11 protein-coding genes and 1 pseudogene are annotated in these 17,129 nt (G+C 71.7%); 5 read left to right on the top strand and 7 right to left on the bottom strand.

The window, feature by feature from the left end; all coding sequences use genetic code 11:
- Positions 1-73: 73 nt before the first annotated feature.
- The 4 genes from iolD to iolC form a co-directional block, all read right to left on the bottom strand.
- Positions 74-1,969: a 3D-(3,5/4)-trihydroxycyclohexane-1,2-dione acylhydrolase (decyclizing) gene (gene iolD / locus ACFYNS_RS18390; protein ID WP_388603837.1), complete on the bottom strand. Its 1,896-nt coding sequence runs from the start codon at positions 1,967-1,969 to the stop codon at positions 74-76.
- On the bottom strand, positions 1,966-2,898 hold the full coding sequence (iolB, locus tag ACFYNS_RS18385) for a 5-deoxy-glucuronate isomerase (protein ID WP_360297762.1): 933 nt from the start codon (positions 2,896-2,898) through the stop codon (positions 1,966-1,968). The genes iolD and iolB overlap by 4 nt, the downstream gene beginning before the upstream one ends.
- Positions 2,899-2,913: 15 nt before the next feature.
- Complete coding sequence (locus ACFYNS_RS18380; protein WP_388603835.1) at positions 2,914-3,801, bottom strand: deoxyribose-phosphate aldolase; 888 nt, start codon at positions 3,799-3,801, stop codon at positions 2,914-2,916.
- A 93-nt stretch (positions 3,802-3,894) separates the two neighbouring features.
- On the bottom strand, positions 3,895-4,878 hold the full coding sequence (iolC, locus tag ACFYNS_RS18375; RefSeq protein WP_388603833.1) for a 5-dehydro-2-deoxygluconokinase: 984 nt from the start codon (positions 4,876-4,878) through the stop codon (positions 3,895-3,897).
- A gap of 275 nt (positions 4,879-5,153) precedes the next feature.
- On the opposite strand from iolC, the gene ACFYNS_RS18370 reads away from it, so the two are divergent.
- Entirely contained in the window at positions 5,154-6,077 is a 924-nt protein-coding gene (locus tag ACFYNS_RS18370; protein WP_360303515.1) for a sugar phosphate isomerase/epimerase, read from the top strand.
- Between the two features lie 236 nt (positions 6,078-6,313).
- Here the strand turns inward: ACFYNS_RS18370 and ACFYNS_RS18365 are convergent, their stop codons facing one another.
- The gene (locus ACFYNS_RS18365) at positions 6,314-7,231 is read right to left on the bottom strand and encodes a DedA family protein (RefSeq protein ID WP_388603830.1); all 918 of its coding nucleotides are present in this window, start codon (positions 7,229-7,231) and stop codon (positions 6,314-6,316) included.
- 196 nt (positions 7,232-7,427) lie between these two features.
- On the opposite strand from ACFYNS_RS18365, the gene ACFYNS_RS18360 reads away from it, so the two are divergent.
- Positions 7,428-7,751, top strand: a complete 324-nt coding sequence (locus tag ACFYNS_RS18360) for a heavy-metal-associated domain-containing protein (protein ID WP_388603914.1) — start codon at positions 7,428-7,430, stop codon at positions 7,749-7,751.
- Positions 7,752-8,450: 699 nt separating this feature from the next.
- Here ACFYNS_RS18360 and ACFYNS_RS18355 read toward each other — a convergent pair.
- Both ACFYNS_RS18355 and ACFYNS_RS18350 read right to left on the bottom strand, forming a co-directional pair.
- Complete coding sequence (locus ACFYNS_RS18355; RefSeq protein ID WP_360300281.1) at positions 8,451-9,767, bottom strand: citrate synthase; 1,317 nt, start codon at positions 9,765-9,767, stop codon at positions 8,451-8,453.
- Between the two features lie 149 nt (positions 9,768-9,916).
- Positions 9,917-12,169, bottom strand: coding sequence for an ATP-dependent RecD-like DNA helicase (locus ACFYNS_RS18350; RefSeq protein ID WP_388603828.1), 2,253 nt, complete (start codon positions 12,167-12,169; stop codon positions 9,917-9,919).
- A 364-nt stretch (positions 12,170-12,533) separates the two neighbouring features.
- Here ACFYNS_RS18350 and ACFYNS_RS18345 point away from each other — a divergent pair, with 364 nt between their 5' ends.
- From ACFYNS_RS18345 to ACFYNS_RS18335, 3 genes and pseudogenes are all read left to right on the top strand, one after another.
- Positions 12,534-13,541 (top strand): LacI family DNA-binding transcriptional regulator, encoded by a 1,008-nt coding sequence (locus ACFYNS_RS18345; RefSeq protein WP_360300275.1) that lies wholly within the window; start codon positions 12,534-12,536, stop codon positions 13,539-13,541.
- Positions 13,538-15,106 (top strand): sugar ABC transporter ATP-binding protein, encoded by a 1,569-nt coding sequence (locus tag ACFYNS_RS18340; RefSeq protein WP_360300272.1) that lies wholly within the window; start codon positions 13,538-13,540, stop codon positions 15,104-15,106. The genes ACFYNS_RS18345 and ACFYNS_RS18340 overlap by 4 nt, the downstream gene beginning before the upstream one ends.
- 70 nt (positions 15,107-15,176) lie before the next feature.
- Positions 15,177-17,109 (top strand): annotated as a pseudogene (locus ACFYNS_RS18335) (substrate-binding domain-containing protein).
- The last annotated feature ends 20 nt before the right edge of the window (positions 17,110-17,129 follow it).

Genomic DNA, 17,129 nt, shown 5'->3' with positions numbered 1-17,129 from the left:
GGGACCTTTCGTGGTGCGGGTGAGGGAGCAGGGGCGCGGGTGCCGCGGCGCGGCCACCGGTGCCGGCGCGCGGTCACAGATACCGCCGCCGGTGGGCGCGTTGCCGTTCGTACTCCGTGCGGGCCCGGCGCGCGGCCGGGCGCTGCGCGGTCTCGGCGACGGCGACGTCCCACCACGCCTGCGGCCCGGGGGCGGGGACGGCCGGGTCCGGGTCGGTCTCGACGTAAACGCAGGTGGGCCGCTCGGACGCGCGCGCCGCGGCCAGCGCCTCGCGGAGCTGGTCGCAGGTGGCGGCCCGGTGCACCTCCATGCCGAGCGAGGCGGCGTTGGCGGCCAGGTCGACGGGGAGCGGCTCGCCGGTGTAGCCGCCGTCCTCGTCCCGGAAGCGGTAGGCGGTGCCGAAGCGTTCGCCGCCGGTCTGTTCGGACAGTCCGCCGATGGAGGCGTAGCCGTGGTTCTGCACCAGGACGACGTTGATGTCGATGCCCTCCTGGACCGCGGTGACGATCTCGGTGGGCAGCATCAGATACGTGCCGTCGCCCACCAGCGCCCACACTGGGCGGTCCGGTGCCGCCAGCCGGACGCCGAGCGCCGCGGGGATCTCGTAGCCCATGCAGGAGAAGCCGTACTCGACGTGGTACTGGCGCGGGGAGCGGGCCCGCCACAGCTTGTGCAGGTCCCCGGGCATCGACCCGGCGGCGTTGACGATCACGTCCTCGTCCCCGACGACGGCGTCCAGGGCGCCGAGCACCTGGGTCTGGGAGGGCCGGGCCGGCGCGTCCGGCGGGTGCGGTGCGAACGCCTCGGTGACGGTGCGCTCCCACTCCTGCCGGCCGCGCCCGTACTCGGCCTCGTAGTCGGGCGAGACCCGGTGCCCGCGCAGCGCGCCGGTCAGCGCCTCCAGCGCGGCGCGCGCGTCGGCGACGAGGGCGGTCGCGCCGAGCTTGTGCCCGTCGAAGGCGGTGATGTTGAGGTTGAGGAAGCGCGCGGTGGCCGGGAAGAGGGTGTGGGAGGCGGTGGTGAAGTCGGTGTACCGGGTGCCGACCCCGATCACCAGGTCGGCGGTGCGGGCCAACTCGTCGGCGACGGCGGTGCCGGTGTGGCCGACGCCGCCCACCTCGCAGGGGTGGTCGTGCCGCAGGGAGCCCTTGCCCGCCTGGGTGGCGGCCACCGGGATGCCGGTCACGTCGGCGAAGGCCCGCAGCGCGTCCTCGGCCTCGCTGTGGTGGACGCCGCCGCCCGCGATCAGCAGCGGCCGCCGGGCGCCGCGGACGGCCTCGGCCGCCGCGGCGAGCGCCTCGGGTTCGGGGACCGGGCGCGGCACCCGCCAGACGCGCTCGGCGAAGAACTCCTCGGGCCAGTCGTACGCCTCGGTCTGCACGTCCTGCGGCAGCGCGAGGGTGACGGCGCCGGTCTCGACGGGGTCGGCGAGCACCCGCACGGCCTGGAGCGCGGCCGGGATCAGCGCCTCGGGGCGCAGCACCCGGTCGAAGTAGCGGGAGACGGGGCGCAGCACGTCGTTGACCGAGACGTCACCCGCGTACGGCACCTCCAGCTGCTGGAGGACCGGGTCGTGGGCGCGGCCGGCGAAGACGTCACCGGGCAGCAGCAGGACGGGCAGCCGGTTGACGGTGGCCAGCGCGGCGCCGGTGGTCAGGTTGGTGGCCCCGGGGCCGATGGAGGTGGTGACGGCCTGCGCCGAGAGGCGGTTGCGCTGGCGGGCGAAGCCGACGGCGGCGTGCACCATCGCCTGTTCGTTGCGGCCCTGGTGGAAGGGGAGCGGCGCTTCTTTCGAGGACCAGCCCTGTCCGCTCTCCACGAGCGCCTGGCCGAGCCCGGCGACGTTGCCGTGTCCGAAGATGCCCCAGCAGGCGTCGATCAGCCGGTGCCGCTGCCCGTCGCGTTCGGTGTGCTGGGCGGCGAGGAAGCGCACGAGGGCCTGTGCGACGGTCAGCCTGACGGTCGTCATCGCTCGCCCTCCTCGTTCTGCGCAGCACCGCGCGATTCTGCGGAATCCTTCGCTTCATACAGTGGAAGCCTTGGATCCATAGGCGATTCGCTCCAGGCGCCACGAATCCACGCGTGATCTGGATGGTCGCAGATAAGCCACGCGCGATCCACCCCCGGGCCCGCCATCACGTTCAGGTAGTACATGTCGTGACCCGGCGCCGCCATGGAGGGCCCGTGCCAGCCGTCCGGGATGAGCACCGCGTCCCCGCCGCGCACCTCGGCCAGCACGTCGGTGCCCCGGCCGTGGCCGCTGGGGGTCACCCGCTGGTAGCCCAGGCCCTCGGTGGCGCCGTGCGGGGCGATCTCGTAGTAGTAGATCTCCTCCAGCGCGCTCTCCGCTCCGGCCCGCTCCTCGTCGTGCTTGTGCGGCGGGTAGGAGGACCAGTTGCCGCCCGGGGTGAGGACTTCGACGGCGATGAGCCGGTCGGCCTCGAACACGCCCGCTGCGGCGAAGTTGTTCACCTGCCGCGCGCAGGTGCCGCTGCCGCGCAGTTCCACGGGCACGTCCTCGGCGGCGCCGTAGCGCACCGGCAGCCGCCGCTCGCAGCGCGCCCCGGTGAGCGCGAACCGGCCGCCCGCCGCGCTGCTGATCTCCACCTGGGTGTCGCGGGGTACGTAGGCGAAGTCGCTGACGGCGGCGAAGACGCTCTCCCGGCCGCGCAGTTCCAGGGTGTGCCCGTCGGCCCGCACGGTGCAGCCGCCGCTGAGCGGCAGCACGATCCACTCGCTCGGCCCGGTCGCGAAGGTGTGCCCGGCGCCCGGGGCCAGCTCCAGCACCCGCAGCGACGAGTAGCCCCACTCGGCGCTCTCCGGGCTGACGGCGAGCGCGTACGGGCCCGAGGCGGCGCTGCCCGCCCGCAGGTGGAAACCCGAGCTGGTGTCTGTCATCTCCTGCAGCTCCTTTCAGAGCAGTCCGACGGCGGTGTCCACGGCCGCGCCGACGTCGCCGCCGGCCGGGTAGAGCAGAGAGCGCCCGACGACCAGCCCCCGCACGGTCGGCAGACTGAGGGCCTTGCGCCACTTCTCGTAGGCGCCCTCCTGGTCGCCGTGCACCTCTCCGCCGAGCAGCACGACGGGCAGCGTGGAGGCCCCGCACACCCGCGCCATGTCCTCCGGGTCGTCGGTGACCGGCAGTTTGAGCCAGGTGTAGGCGGAGGTGCCGCCCAGCCCGGAGGCGATGGCGACGGAGCGGGCGACGGCGGGGCCGCGGAGGTCGTTGACGACCCGGCCGCCGCTGCGGGTGCTCAGGAACGGCTCCACGAACACCGGCAGCCGGTGCGCCGCCATGTCGTCGACGGCGCGGGCCGCGGAGTGCAGCGTGCGCAGCGAACCGGGGTCCTGGAGGTCGATGCGCAGCAGCAGTTTGCCGCCGTCGAAGCGGGCCCGGGCCAGGTCCTCGGCGCGGTGCCCGGTGAAGCGGTCGTCCAGCTCGAAGGAGGCGCCCGCCAGTCCGCCGCGGTTCATCGAGCCGAGCACCACCTTCTCCTCCAGGGCGCCCAGCAGCAGCAGGTCCTCCAGGATGTCCGCGGAGGCCAGCACCCCGTCGACCCCGGGCCGGGAGAGCGCCAGGACGAGGCGCTCCAGCAGGTCGGCGCGGTCGGCCATGGCCAGCTCGTCACCGCCGACGCCCAGCGCGCCGCGGGCGGGGTGGTCCGCGGCGACGATCATCAGCCGGGCGCCGTCCCGCACCAGCGGCCGGCGCCTGCGGCGCGCCGCCGCCTCGGCGATGGCCTCCGGATGACGGGTCCGCAGGGCCGCCAGCTCGGAGATGCTGACACTGCTGGGGGTCAAGGGTGACTCTCTTTCGGGCGTCGGGGGTGCGGGACGGGCGCGGGCCCGGGGTGCCGCCGGGGAAGGCGCGTGGGAGCGGCGGCCCGGTGGCCGTCAGGCGCGCAGCAGCTCCTCGACCTCCGCCGCGGTGGGCATGGCGGAGGAGCAGGCCAGGCGGGCGGCGACGAGGGCGCCGGCGGCGTTGGCGTACCGCATCGTGTACTCCGGCTCCCAGCCGGAGAGCAGCCCGTGGCAGAGCGCGCCGCCGAACGCGTCGCCCGCGCCGAGGCCGTTGACGACCTCCACCGGGTGCGGGGGCACCTCGACGGCGGTGCCGTCCGCGTGCACGGCCAGCACCCCCTTCGGGCCCTGTTTGACGACGGCCAGTTCGACTCCGGCGGCGAGCAGCGCCTCGGCACAGGCGTGCGGCTCGCGGACTCCGGTGGCGACCTCGCACTCGGCGAGGTTGCCGACGGCGACGGTGGCGTGCGCGAGGGCCTGCCGGTAGTGGAGCCGCGCCTGTTCGGCCGCCTCCTCCTCGGTGAGCGGACCGGCCGCGCCCGCGCCCCAGAACATCGGCCGCCAGTCCAGGTCGAGGACGGTGGCGACCGCGTCGTCCCGGCCGGGCGCCCGGGCGGCGAGCGCGGCGAGGGTGGCGGCCCGGCTGGGTTCCGCGCACAGCCCGGTGCCGGTCGCCCAGAAGACGGCGGCGCCGGTGACACCCGCCAGGTCGAGCTCCCCGGTGCGGATCTCCAGGTCGGGCGCCTTGGGCTGGCGGTAGAAGTAGAGCGGGAAGTCGTCCGGCGGGAAGATCTCGCAGAACGTCACCGGGGTGGGGTACTGCGCCACGGGCGTCACCCAGCGGTCGTCCACGCCGAAGCCGCGCAGCGCCTCGTGGCAGTAGACGCCGAACGGGTCGTCGCCGGTGCGGGTGATGACCGCGGCGGAGCGGCCGAGCCGGGCCGCGGCGACGGCCACGTTGGTCGCGGAGCCGCCGAGGAACTTGCCGAAGCTCTCCACGTGCTGGAGCGGGACGCCGCTCTGGAGGGGGTAGAGGTCCACCCCGATGCGGCCCATGGTCAGTACGTCGTGCGGCATGCCCGGATCGTGCGGCGCGCGCGGCTGCGGCTCGGTCATCTCGCCGGTGCCTCTCTTCCCTCGCCGGTCGGGTGGGGCCCGCGGTGTGCGCAGGTGCCCGGCTCATCGTCCGTCGCGGTGCCGACCAGTGTCAATAATTTGTCCTTACATATTGACGTCGCGGCGCACCGGCGGGTGCACACCGGACCCCCGAGGGCCGGACGACTTCGGCAGGATGAAGCGTTGTCCTGACAAACTCTTGACCCGGCTCCTCCGGACCGGATTGGCTCTGGGCCATGACTGGCACTTCCGCCCCCTCCTCCCCCTCCCTCGACCGCATCCGGGTCGGCTCGGCGCCCGACTCCTGGGGCGTGTGGTTTCCCGACGACCCTCAGCAGGTGCCCTGGCAGCGCTTCCTGGACGAGGTGGCGCAGGCGGGCTACCGCTGGATCGAACTCGGCCCCTACGGCTACCTCCCGACCGATCCGGCCCGACTGGCCGACGAGGTCGCCGCACGCGACCTGAAGGTCTCGGCCGGCACGGTCTTCACCTCCCTGCACCGGGGACCGGACGTCTGGGACGAGACCTGGGCCCACGTCTCCCAGGTCGCCGAACTCACCCGCGCCATGGGAGCCGGCCACCTCGTGGTCATCCCGTCCTTCTGGCGCGACGACCGGACGGCCGAACCGATCGAGCCCGCCGAACTGACCGCCGGGCAGTGGCGCCACCTCGCCGAGGGCACCGAGCGGCTGGCGCGGGAGGTCGGCGAGAAGTACGGGCTGCGCATCGCCGTGCACCCGCACGCCGACACCCACATCGACACCGAGGAGCACGTCGTCCGCTTCCTCGACGCCACCGACTCCGGACTGGTCAATCTCTGCCTGGACACCGGGCACTACGCCTACTGCGGCGGCGACAGCGTCGAGCTGATCGAGCGCTACGGCGAACGGATCGACTACCTGCACCTCAAGCAGGTGGACCCGGAGATCCTCGCCGACGTCGTCCGCGAGGAGACCCCCTTCGGACCCGCGGTGCGCCGCGGGGTGATGTGCGAACCCCCCGGGGGTGTGCCGGAACTGGAGCCCGTCCTGACCGCGGCCCAGAACCTGGGCGTGGACCTGTTCGCCATCGTCGAGCAGGACATGTACCCGTGCCCGCCGGACCAGCCCTTCCCCATCGCCGAACGCACCCGGCGGTTCCTCCGCAGCTGCGGGGCATGACGCCGGACGACAGCCGCGTCACCAATGTCACCGTTTCACGGGTTCGGTGTCACAGCGCCGCACAGCGCCCGGCCCAGGGTCACTCTCCGTCGTTCACCAGGCACAGGCTGAGTGATCACCAGTCACCCTGGGAGGTGCGAGAGATGGCCGACCGAACCCTCTGGTCGTACAAGGAGATCGCCGCGCACATCAGCGTGCGACCGGACACCGTGCGCTCCTACCGGAAACACGGCCTGCTACCGCCACCCGACCTCGTGGAAGGAGGCAAGCCGTACTGGTACGCGGACACCGTCCGCGACTGGGTGACCCGCAGGCCGGGCCACCGCGGCGGCCACTGACGCGGCTCCGGCCGCCACTTCGGGCACGGCGCCCGGAGCACCGGCCGGAGCACCCTCACCCCGGGGCGGCACCACAGGTGCCGCCCCGGCCGACGCCCGGGGCTTCGCCACGGCAGCAGGGCCCGCCGGCAGCGGACGCGGAACCGCCCGGCACGGAGACGGGTGCGAGTGTGACAGCGGGTGCGGCAGCGGCAGCCGACCGGATCGGGAGGACGGCCGGGGCGGACCCGACGGAGGCGCGGGCCGGGGCGGACCCGAACGGGAGGGCGCCCGCCGCCGCAGCAGCCGCTGCACCAACCCGGCGGCTCCGGCCAGCACCGCCGAGGCGCCGATTCCGATCAGCGCACCGGACAGCGTCCCGGCGAGCGCCCGTCCGCCCCAGTAGCCCACTCCGACCGAGTAGACCGCCCAGAGCAGTTCCGCCAGGCCCGAGCCGAGCAGGAAGCGGCGTACCGGGTAGCCCACCGCCCCGGTGGCCAGGCCGCCGACGACCCGCCCGCTGGGCAGGAAGCGGACGGCGATCACGAACGGCACCCCGTACCGGCCGACGCGCTCTTGCACCCACTCCAACGCAGCCCGACGGCGGCCGCGGGACAGCCGACGGCGGAGCCGCGCCCCGGTGCGCCGCCCGAGTCCGTACATCAGCGCGTCCCCGGCCAGGGCGCTGCCCGCCACGGTCAGCAGCACCAGCGGCAGCGGGATCCGGCCCGTCGCCGCCAGCGCTCCGGCCGCCGCGATCAGTGCGGAGTTGGGCACCAGCGGCGGCAGGGTCGTCAGACCCACCACCGCGAGGGTCATCAGCAGCGCGCCGTCCACGCCGACCACCTGCCTTCCGCCGAGCACCCGCCGCGGGCGCGCCCCCTGCCGGACGCAGCGGGCGGCGGTTCGGAGAGCCGGTGCGGGAGCCGGTGCCGGACCCTCGGGGTCACGGGGCCGCCGCGGGGCCGGAGCGGCTTCGGGAGCGCTTGGCGGATACCCTGCGGGGGTATATCGTCTGTTCCGCGGACACCGGCTGGAGGGCCGAGCCCTCCGGACGCTGCCCGCATCGGGACTCCGTGCAGCGTCTGCCGCAGGGACTCCCGCAGAGAAATGCGTACCGAGAGTTGAGGAGCGGGTCATGAGCAGCGTCACGACCACCTACAAGATTTCCGGAATGACCTGCGGCCACTGCGAGGGCGCGGTCTCCGAGGAGATCTCCCGGATCGAGGGCGTCTCGGCAGTGAAGGCCCTGGCCGCCTCCGGAGAGGTCGCCGTCACCTCCTCCGGCGAGCTGGACGACACCGCCGTGCGCGACGCCGTCGACGAGGCCGGGTACGAACTGGTGGGCCGGGCCTGACAACGGCCGGGCACCGGCTCGCGGGCATCGACCACTTCCAGTATCGACCCGCACCGGCTCCCGCGCAGCCCGGAGAGCGCCCGCGGACGTAAGGGCCTCCGGGCGCCTGCCGCGGGCGACACATCCGGGCGGCACCTGCCGGACGGCGCCGGCACGCACCATCAGACACACGGCGCCACACCCGGCGCGCGGCTCGGCGCGGAGGGCACCGGGCCGTGACCGGGCGGCAAGCGGCTCCGGCGGACGCGGCACCAGCAGGACGCGGCACCCGGAGACACGCGACGAACGGTACGCCGCACGCCGCACCCCGGACGGCAGAAAGCGCCCCGCCGACCAGGTCCCCCCACGGGCCCGTCGACGGGGCGCTTCCGATTCCCGGTCATGGATTCCCCCCACGGGATCCTGGCCGGGCGCCTCTGGGTGTCCGTGCTGCGGGAGGGCCGCTCAAGCTCCCCGCGCACGTTCACCGTTTCTTCACTCCCCATCCGTCCCCCAAGACAGATGTGAAGCAGTGGCGAAGGCTCCGCCGGGAGGCCGACGCCACCCGGTTAGACCTACGAGCCCCGCTTATGGTTACCCCCTAATTTCTGTGACCTACGTCTCTTCGTCAATCCGCACAAACGGAAGGCCCCCGTCCGCTCGGACGGGGGCCTTCCGTTTGTGCCGGTGTCAGGAGCCGGATGTGAACGCCTCCGCGGCTCAGCGCGCCTCGACCGGAACGTAGTCGCGCTCGACGATGCCGGTGTAGATCTGCCGCGGGCGGCCGATCCGCGAGTTCGGCTCCTTGATCATCTCGTGCCACTGGGCGATCCAGCCCGGCAGCCGGCCGAGCGCGAACAGCACCGTGAACATGCTGGTCGGGAAGCCCATGGCGCGGTAGATCAGGCCGGTGTAGAAGTCCACGTTCGGGTAGAGCTTGCGCTCGACGAAGTAGTCGTCGGAAAGCGCGTGCTCCTCCAGGCGGAGCGCGATGTCCAGCAGCTCGTCGCTCTTGCCCAGCGCCGAGAGCACATCGTGGGCGGCCGACTTGATGATCTTCGCCCGGGGGTCGAAGTTCTTGTAGACGCGGTGGCCGAAGCCCATGAGCTTGACGCCGTCTTCCTTGTTCTTCACCTTGCGGATGAAGGTGTCGACGTCGCCGCCCGAGGCCTGGATGCCCTGGAGCATCTCCAGCACGCTCTGGTTGGCACCACCGTGCAGCGGACCCCAGAGGGCGTTGATGCCGGCCGAGACCGAGGCGAACATGTTCGCCTGCGAGGAGCCGACCAGGCGCACGGTGGAGGTCGAGCAGTTCTGCTCGTGGTCCGCGTGCAGGATCAGCAGCTTGTCCAGGGCGTTGACCACGACCGGGTCCAGCGCGTACTCCTGCGCCGGGACCGAGAAGGTCATCCGCAGGAAGTTCTCCACGTAGCCGAGGTCGTTGCTCGGGTAGACGACCGGGTGACCGATGGCCTTCTTGTACGCGTAGGCGGCGATCGTGGGCAGCTTCGCCAGCAGCCTTATGGTCGAGAGGTGCCGCTGCTCCTCGTCGAAGGGGTTGTGGCTGTCCTGGTAGAACGTCGACAGCGCGCTGACCACCGAGGAGAGCATCGCCATCGGGTGCGCGTCACGCGGGAAGCCGTCGTAGAACCGCTTGACGTCCTCGTGCAGCAGGGTGTGCTGCGTGATCTCGTTCTTGAACGCGCTCAGCTCGTCGACGGTGGGCAGCTCGCCGTTGATGAGCAGGTACGCCGTCTCCAGGAAGGTGCCGCGCTCGGCGAGCTGCTCGATCGGATAGCCGCGGTAGCGCAGGATGCCCTGCTCACCGTCGAGGAAGGTGATGCCGGATTTGTAGGCGGCGGTGTTGCCGTATCCCGAGTCCAGGGTCACCAGACCGGTCTGGGCGCGCAGCTTGCCGATGTCGAAGCCACGGTCGCCCACCGTGCTGTCGACGACCGGGTAGCTGTACTCGCCGTCCCCGTAGCGGAGTACTACGGAGTTCTCGCTGTCGCGGTGTTCGCTCACGTCATCCCTCACCGACGTAGTGCCTCTTCTTCGAGGTGCCCTGACTCTTTCCACTCTCCCTTATCCAGCGCTGTGCGGTGCACTGGGGGTCAGCCAGAGGGCTCCATGGTGGCACGGAGTGCCGTCCATCTGGACATGGTGCACCCTCTTGGCCGTCATGGTCACCCCCCGGCGCCCATCCCGCCTCCCGGAACCGGCACGGAGGCGCGCAGCCGGTGGTCGAGCGCCGTGCACCGGCGCCCCGCGGAGGCGGTGCGGACGGCCTGTCCGAGGGCTCTGCGGGACCCCACCAGCACCACCAGCCGCTTGGCTCTCGTCACGGCCGTGTAGAGCAGATTCCGCTGGAGCATCATCCAGGCACCCGTGGTGACCGGAATCACTACCGCCGGGTACTCGCTGCCCTGCGAGCGGTGGATGGTCATCGCATAGGCGTGGGACAGCTCGTCCAGCTCGTCGAAGTCGTACCCGACCTCCTCGTCCTCGTCCGTCAGCACGGTGAGCCGGTGGTCGTCCGGGTGCAGCGCGGTGACCACCCCGACGGTGCCGTTGAAGATGCCGTTCGCACCCTTCTCGTAGTTGTTGCGGATCTGGGTGACCTTGTCGCCCACCCGGAAGACCCGGCCGCCGAACCGCTTCTCCGGCAGGTCGGGCCGGGCCGGGGTGACGGCCTGCTGGAGCAGTCCGTTCAGCGCCCCGGCGCCGGCCGGGCCGCGGTGCATGGGGGCGAGCACCTGCACGTCGCGGCGCGGGTCCAGCCCGAACTTCGCCGGGACGCGCCGGGCCGCCACGTCCACCGTCAGCAGCCCGGCGGCCTCGGTGTCCTCCTCCACGAAGAAGAAGAAATCCGCCAGACCCCGGGTGAGCGGAGGGGTGCCGGAGTTGATGCGGTGTGCGTTGGTCACCACACCGGACTGCTGGGCCTGGCGGAAGATCCGGCGCAGCCGCACCGCCGGGACCGGACCGCCCTCGGCCAGCAGGTCGCGCAGCACCTCACCGGCGCCCACCGAGGGGAGCTGGTCCACATCCCCGACGAGCAGCAGATGCGCCCCGGGCGGGACGGCCTTGATCAGTTTGTTGGCGAGCAGCAGATCGAGCATGGACGCCTCGTCGACCACCACGAGGTCGGCCTCCAGCGGGCGGTCCCGGTCGTAGGCCGCGTCCCCGCCGGGCTTCAGCTCCAGCAGCCGGTGGACCGTGGACGCCTCGGCCCCGGTCAGCTCGGCCAGCCGCTTGGCGGCCCGGCCGGTGGGCGCGGCGAGCACCACCCGGGCCTCCTTGGCGCGGGCCAACTCGACCACCGAGCGCACCGTGAAGGACTTGCCGCACCCCGGCCCCCCGGTCAGCACCGCGACCCGGCTGGTGAGCGCGAGCCGCACCGCCTCCTCCTGCTCGGGTGCCAGCCGGGCGCCGGTGCGCCGGGCCAGCCAGCCCAGTGCCGCCTCCCAGTCGACGTCCTGGAACCAGGGCAGCCGGTCCTCGGGGGTGCGGGCCAGCCGCTTGAGCTGGGCTGCCAGGGCCACCTCGGCGCGCTGGAAGGGGACGAGGTAGACGGCGGTCAGGCTGTGCTCCGGCTGCTCCGGGTCGGGCACCGGTTCGCGGACGACCCCGCCCTCCTCGTCCCCCGCGAGTTCGCCCAGGCAGTCGATGACCAGGCCCGTGTCCACCTGGAGGAGCTTGACCGCCTCGGTGATGAGCCGCTCCTCGGGCAGATAGCAGTGGCCCTGGTCGGAGGATTGCGAGAGGGCGTGCCGCAGGCCCGCCTTGACCCGTTCGGGACTGTCGTGCGGGATGCCGACCGCCTGCGCGATGCGGTCGGCGGTCAGGAAGCCGATGCCCCACACGTCGGCCGCCAGCCGATAGGGGTTGCCACGCACCACGGAGATGGACGCGTCGCCGTACTGCTTGTAGATGCGCACCGCGATGGAGGTCGAGACGCCCACACCCTGGAGGAAGACCATCACCTCCTTGATCGCCTTCTGCTCCTCCCAGGCCGCGGCGATCAGTCCGGTGCGCTTGGGGCCGAGGCCGGGCACCTCGATGAGCCTGCGCGCGTCGGCCTCGATGACCTCCAGCGTGTCGACGCCGAAGTGGCTGACGATCCGGTCCGCGATGCGCGGACCGACGCCCTTGACCAGACCCGAGCCCAGATAGCGCCGGATGCCCTGGACGGTGGCCGGGAGCACCGTGACGTAGTTGTCCACATGGAACTGGCGTCCGTACTGCGGGTGGGATCCCCAGCGGCCCTCCATGCGCAGCGATTCCCCCGCCTGGGCGCCGAGCAACGCACCCACGACCGTGAGCAGTTCGCCGGCGCCGCGGCCGGTGTCGACCCGGGCCACGGTGTACCCGTTGTCCTCATTGGCGTAGGTGATGCGCTCTAGTACCCCTTCGAGCACCGCAGGCTGGAACGTCATGTCACCGACGGTAGCCTCGCCGACCGACACCGGGGCGACCCTGTGGACAACTCCGCGGCCCCTTCCGGAACTGTCCGCACGACCACCGCAGTTACGTCTGCACGCGCATCATCACGATCGTGCATCGTCGATGTCCTCAACTTGCATCACCATGCGCACATCACTTTCCATTACCGATGTAATCGTTTCCATGCGCAGCGCGGCACCCCTGGTACACCCGTGCGCACCGGGAGCACTTCGCACCGCTCCGGACCGGAGGCCAGCACGGCTCCCCGCCCCCGGAGCCCCGACCGCTCTTCCCCCCCCCTCCCCGCCTGACGCCGCGCCGACGCGGCGTCCCTCACCTCTGGAACACGGCACGGCAATGGCAGGCATCAAGGACGTCGCAGCCCGCGCGGGCGTCTCCGTGGCCACGGTCTCGCGCGTCCTCAACGACCACAGCGGAGTCCGCGAGGAGACCCGCGCGCGGGTGCTGTCGGCCGTCTCGGAGCTGAGCTACCGGCCCAACACGCTGGCCAGGTCGCTGCGTACCGACCAGACCCGGACCCTCGGGCTGGTCATCAGCGACGTGCTGAATCCTTTCTTCACGGAGTTGGCCCGCGCGGTCGAGGACGCGGCCCGCAGCCGGGGCTACAGCGTGATCATCGGCAACGCCGACGAACAGCTCACGCTCCAGGACCACCACGTGCGCACCCTGCTGGACCGCCGGATCGACGGCCTGCTCGTCTCCCCCGCCGACGGCGACTCCCTCGCACTGCGCGAGGCCGCACTGCTCGGCATCCCCATGGTCTTCGTCGACCGCTGGATCGAGGGGCTGGACGTACCCCTGGTGCGCGCCGACGGGCGGCCCGCTGTTCACGATCTCGTCGCCCATCTGTACGCGCTCGGACACCGGCGGCTGGCCATCATCACCGGGCCCGTGGCCAGCACGACCAGCAACGAGAGGGTGGACGCCTTCCGTTCGGCGCTGCACGCGCACGGCCTGCCGCTGCCCGAGAGCTTCATCGGACAGGGCGACTTCCAGACCGCGAGCGGGCGGCGGGCGACGGACTCGTTCTTCGCGCTGCCGGAGCCACCGGACGCGGTCTTCGCGACCGACAACCTGATGGCGCTCGGCGTCATGGAGCAGCTCCGCACCCTCGGGTTGCGGGTGCCGCACGACGTGTCACTCGCCGCCTTCGACGACATCCCGTGGTTCCTGCACACCGACCCCCCGATCACCGCCATCGCCCAGCCCACCCAGGAACTGGGCCACCGCGCGGTCGCCGCACTGACCGACCTGGTGGAGGGCCGGAGCGCCGGTTCCGTCACGCTCTCCGCCCACCTCACAGCGCGCCGCTCCTGCGGCGAAGACGAAAGGACGCGTCGTTGACCACCCCAGACCCGCCCCCGGCACGGGAACTGCTGCGCACGGAAGGCATCCGCAAGACCTTCCCCGGCGTGGTCGCGCTCGACGGTGTCGACTTCGACCTGCGCGCCGGTGAAGTGCACGTCCTGCTGGGCGAGAACGGCGCCGGCAAGAGCACGCTGATCAAGGTGCTCTCCGGTACCTACCGCCCGGACGAGGGGCGGGTGCTCTGCGACGGCAGAACCGTGCGGATCGCCGACGCCGAGGCCGCGGAGAAGCTCGGCATCGCCACCATCCACCAGGAGTTCAACCTGGTGCCGCACCTGTCCGTCGCGGAGAACATCTTCCTGGGGCGGCAGCCGCGCCGCCTGGGCCTCGTGGACCGCAGGAAGATGGAGGCCGACGCGAAGGTGCTGCTGGACCGGGTCGGGATCACCGCCTCGCCGCGCACCCCGGTGGGCAAGCTCGGCATCGCCGGCCGGCAGATGGTCGAGATCGCCAAGGCGCTCAGCCTGCGCACCCGAATCCTGATCATGGACGAGCCGACCGCCGTGCTCACCGCCGAAGAGGTCAACCGCCTGTTCACCATCGTCCGCAAGCTGCGGGCCGAGGGTGTGGGCATCGTCTTCATCACCCACCACCTGGAGGAGATCCCCGCCATCGGCGACCGGGTCACCGTGCTGCGGGACGGCCGCAGCGTGGGCCAGGTACCGGCCGGCACCGGGCAGGAGGAGCTGGTGCGGCTGATGGTGGGCCGCAGCATCGAGCAGCAGTACCCGCGCCAGGCCGCACCGGCCCGGGGCGCCGGTGCGGGGTCCGCCGCCCCGCTGCTGCGGGTGACGGGGCTGCGCAGGCAGGGCGTGTTCGACAACGTCTCCTTCGAGGTGCGCGCCGGCGAGGTCGTCGGCATCGCCGGACTGGTCGGCGCGGGCCGCACCGAGGTGGTGCGGGCCGTCTTCGGCGCCGACCGCTACGACGCCGGCCGCGTCGAGGTCTCCGGCAAGCGGCTGCCCGGCGGCGACGTGTGGGCCTCGCACTCGGCCGGGCTGGGGCTGGTCCCCGAGGACCGCAAGGGGCAGGGCCTGCTGCCGGACGCCTCGGTCTCGGAGAACCTCGGCCTGGTCACCCTCCGCGAGGCGAGCAAGGCCGGCCTGGTGGACCGCGCGGGGCAACGCAGGGCGGCGTCCCGGATCGCGGAGCGGCTCGGGGTGCGGATGGCCGGACTGGACCAGCACGTGCGCACGCTCTCCGGCGGCAACCAGCAGAAAGTCGTGATCGGCAAGTGGCTGCTCGCCAACAGCCGCGTGCTGATCCTCGATGAACCGACCCGCGGCATCGACGTGGGCGCGAAGGTCGAGATCTATCAGCTCATCAACGAGCTGACGGCCTCCGGCCACGCGGTGCTGATGATCTCCAGCGACCTCCCCGAGGTGCTGGGCATGAGCGATCGGGTCCTGGTGATGTCCCAGGGCCGGATCGCCGGTGAACTGACCGCGCGGGAAGCGACCCAGGACGCCGTCATGGCCCTGGCCGTCGGCACCTCCGCGCCAGGAACGAGCAAGATGGAGGACTCTCCCCGTGGCCATTGACACGCAGCCGGGTCACCGCCTGGACAAGCGCCCCGGCGGCAAGCGAGGGCCGAACCCGGCCCGTCGCGTCGTGGAGGGCACAGGGCGCGTACTGCAGGACAACGGCGCGCTGGTCGCGCTGCTCGTCCTGGTGCTGGTGCTGTCGTTCTGGACCAGCAACTTCGCCACCGCGACGAACCTGCTCAACGTCGGCGTCCAGGCGGCCGTGACCGCGATCCTGGCCTTCGGCGTCACGTTCGCCATCGTCTCCGGGGGCATCGACCTGTCGGTCGGCTCGGTGGCCGCCTTCTCCGGGGTGATGCTGGGCTGGTTCACCACCACCCAGGGCATGCCGGTCTTCCTCGGCGTGCTGCTGGCGATCCTCTCGGGCACCGCCTGCGGACTGCTGAACGGCATCCTGGTCTCCTACGGCAAGCTGCCCCCGTTCATCGCGACCCTGGCGATGCTCTCGGCGGCGCGCGGCCTGGCGCAGGTCGTCTCCGAGGGCAGCCCCGTCGTGCTGCCCGACTCCCTCTCCTGGATCGGCAAGACGGTCGGTGAGTGGCTCCCGGTGCCGGTCATCGTGATGATCCTGATGGGGCTGCTGGCGGCGCTGGTGCTCAACCGCACCTACAGCGGCCGGTCGATGTACGCGATCGGCGGCAACGAGGAGGCCGCGCACCTGTCCGGTATCCGGGTCCGCCGCCAGAAGCTGGTGATCTACACCCTGGTGGGCGCCTTCGCCGCCGTCGCCGGGATCGTCCTGGCCTCGCGGCTCGCCTCGGCCCAGCCGACGGCTGCCGAAGGTTACGAACTGGACGCGATTGCCGCCGTCGTCATTGGCGGTGCCAGTCTGGCCGGAGGCGTGGGCAAGGCTTCCGGAACGCTGATCGGGGCCCTTATCCTCGCTGTTCTGCGCAATGGACTCAACCTGCTCGATGTTTCCGCTTTCTGGCAGCAGGTCGTCATTGGGGTAGTTATTGCGCTCGCCGTGCTCCTCGATACACTGCGTCGCCGCGCATGATCTTTATGCGACGGGGGAGCTCGCGTAGTTCATCCATCTGCCGACTGCAAGGAATGCAGCAATGAGCAAGAGAACGAACACGTCTGTCGTCGTCATGGCCACGGCAGTCGCGCTGACGGCAACGGCCTGTGGCTCGGGCGACGACTCGAGCGACGGCAAGGAGAAGCCCAAGATCGGCTTCGCCATATCCGCGCTCAACCAGCCCTTCATGGTCCAGATGAAGAAGGGCGCCGAGGAGGAGGCCAAGGCCCAGGGCGCCGAACTGAGCGTCCAGAACGCCTCGGACGACGCCTCCCAGCAGGCCAACCAGATCCAGAACTTCACCTCCCAGCAGGTGAAGTCGATCATCATCAACCCGGTCGACTCGGATGCCGCGGCCCCCTCGGTCAAGGCCGCCAACAACGCGAAGATCCCGGTCATCGCCGCCGACCGCAGCGTCAACAAGGCCGACGTCAAGACGACCGTCGCCTCCGACAACGTGGCGGGCGGCGAGAAGGCCGCCAAGGAGATCGCCGACCAGCTCGACGGCAAGGGCCAGGTCCTGTGGCTCCAGGGCCAGACCGGCACCTCCGCGTCGCGTGAGCGCGGCAAGGGCTTCAAGCAGGGCCTGAAGGAGTTCCCGGGCATCAAGGTCGTCACCAAGCAGCCCGCGGACTTCCAGCGCACCAAGGGCCTGGACGTGACCACCAACGCCATGCAGTCGCACCCGGAGATCGACGCGGTCTTCGCGGAGAACGACGAGATGGCGCTCGGCGCGGTCAAGGCGCTCGGCTCCAAGGCGGGCAAGTCCGTCAAGATCGTCGGCTTCGACGGCACCGGTGACGCGATGAAGGCCATCAAGAAGGGCACCATCAACGCGACCGTCGCCCAGCAGCCGTCCGAGCTCGGCAAGATGGCGGTCCGCAACGCCATGCGCGTCATCGACGGCTCCAGCGTCGACAAGCAGATCAAGGTCCCGGTGAAGGTCGTCACCAAGAAGAACGTCGACCGGTTCTCCTGACCGGGAGCCGGACGGACGAC

The organism is Streptomyces sp. NPDC006925, from assembly GCF_042869575.1.
Classification (GTDB): domain Bacteria; phylum Actinomycetota; class Actinomycetes; order Streptomycetales; family Streptomycetaceae; genus Streptomyces.
This window is presented reverse-complemented; position numbering and strand designations above follow the sequence as displayed.

What these genes read in the sequence shown, in the direction of transcription:
- ACFYNS_RS18345 (WP_360300275.1), top strand. Translation starts at nt 12,534, where the DNA reads ATGGCAGGCATCAAGGACGTCGCAGCCCGCGCGGGCGTCTCCGTGGCC.
- ACFYNS_RS18370 (WP_360303515.1), top strand. Translation starts at nt 5,154, where the DNA reads ATGACTGGCACTTCCGCCCCCTCCTCCCCCTCCCTCGACCGCATCCGG.
- iolB (WP_360297762.1), bottom strand. Translation starts at nt 2,898, where the DNA reads ATGACAGACACCAGCTCGGGTTTCCACCTGCGGGCGGGCAGCGCCGCC.
- iolC (WP_388603833.1), bottom strand. Translation starts at nt 4,878, where the DNA reads ATGCCGCACGACGTACTGACCATGGGCCGCATCGGGGTGGACCTCTAC.
- iolD (WP_388603837.1), bottom strand. Translation starts at nt 1,969, where the DNA reads ATGACGACCGTCAGGCTGACCGTCGCACAGGCCCTCGTGCGCTTCCTC.
- ACFYNS_RS18350 (WP_388603828.1), bottom strand. Translation starts at nt 12,169, where the DNA reads ATGACGTTCCAGCCTGCGGTGCTCGAAGGGGTACTAGAGCGCATCACC.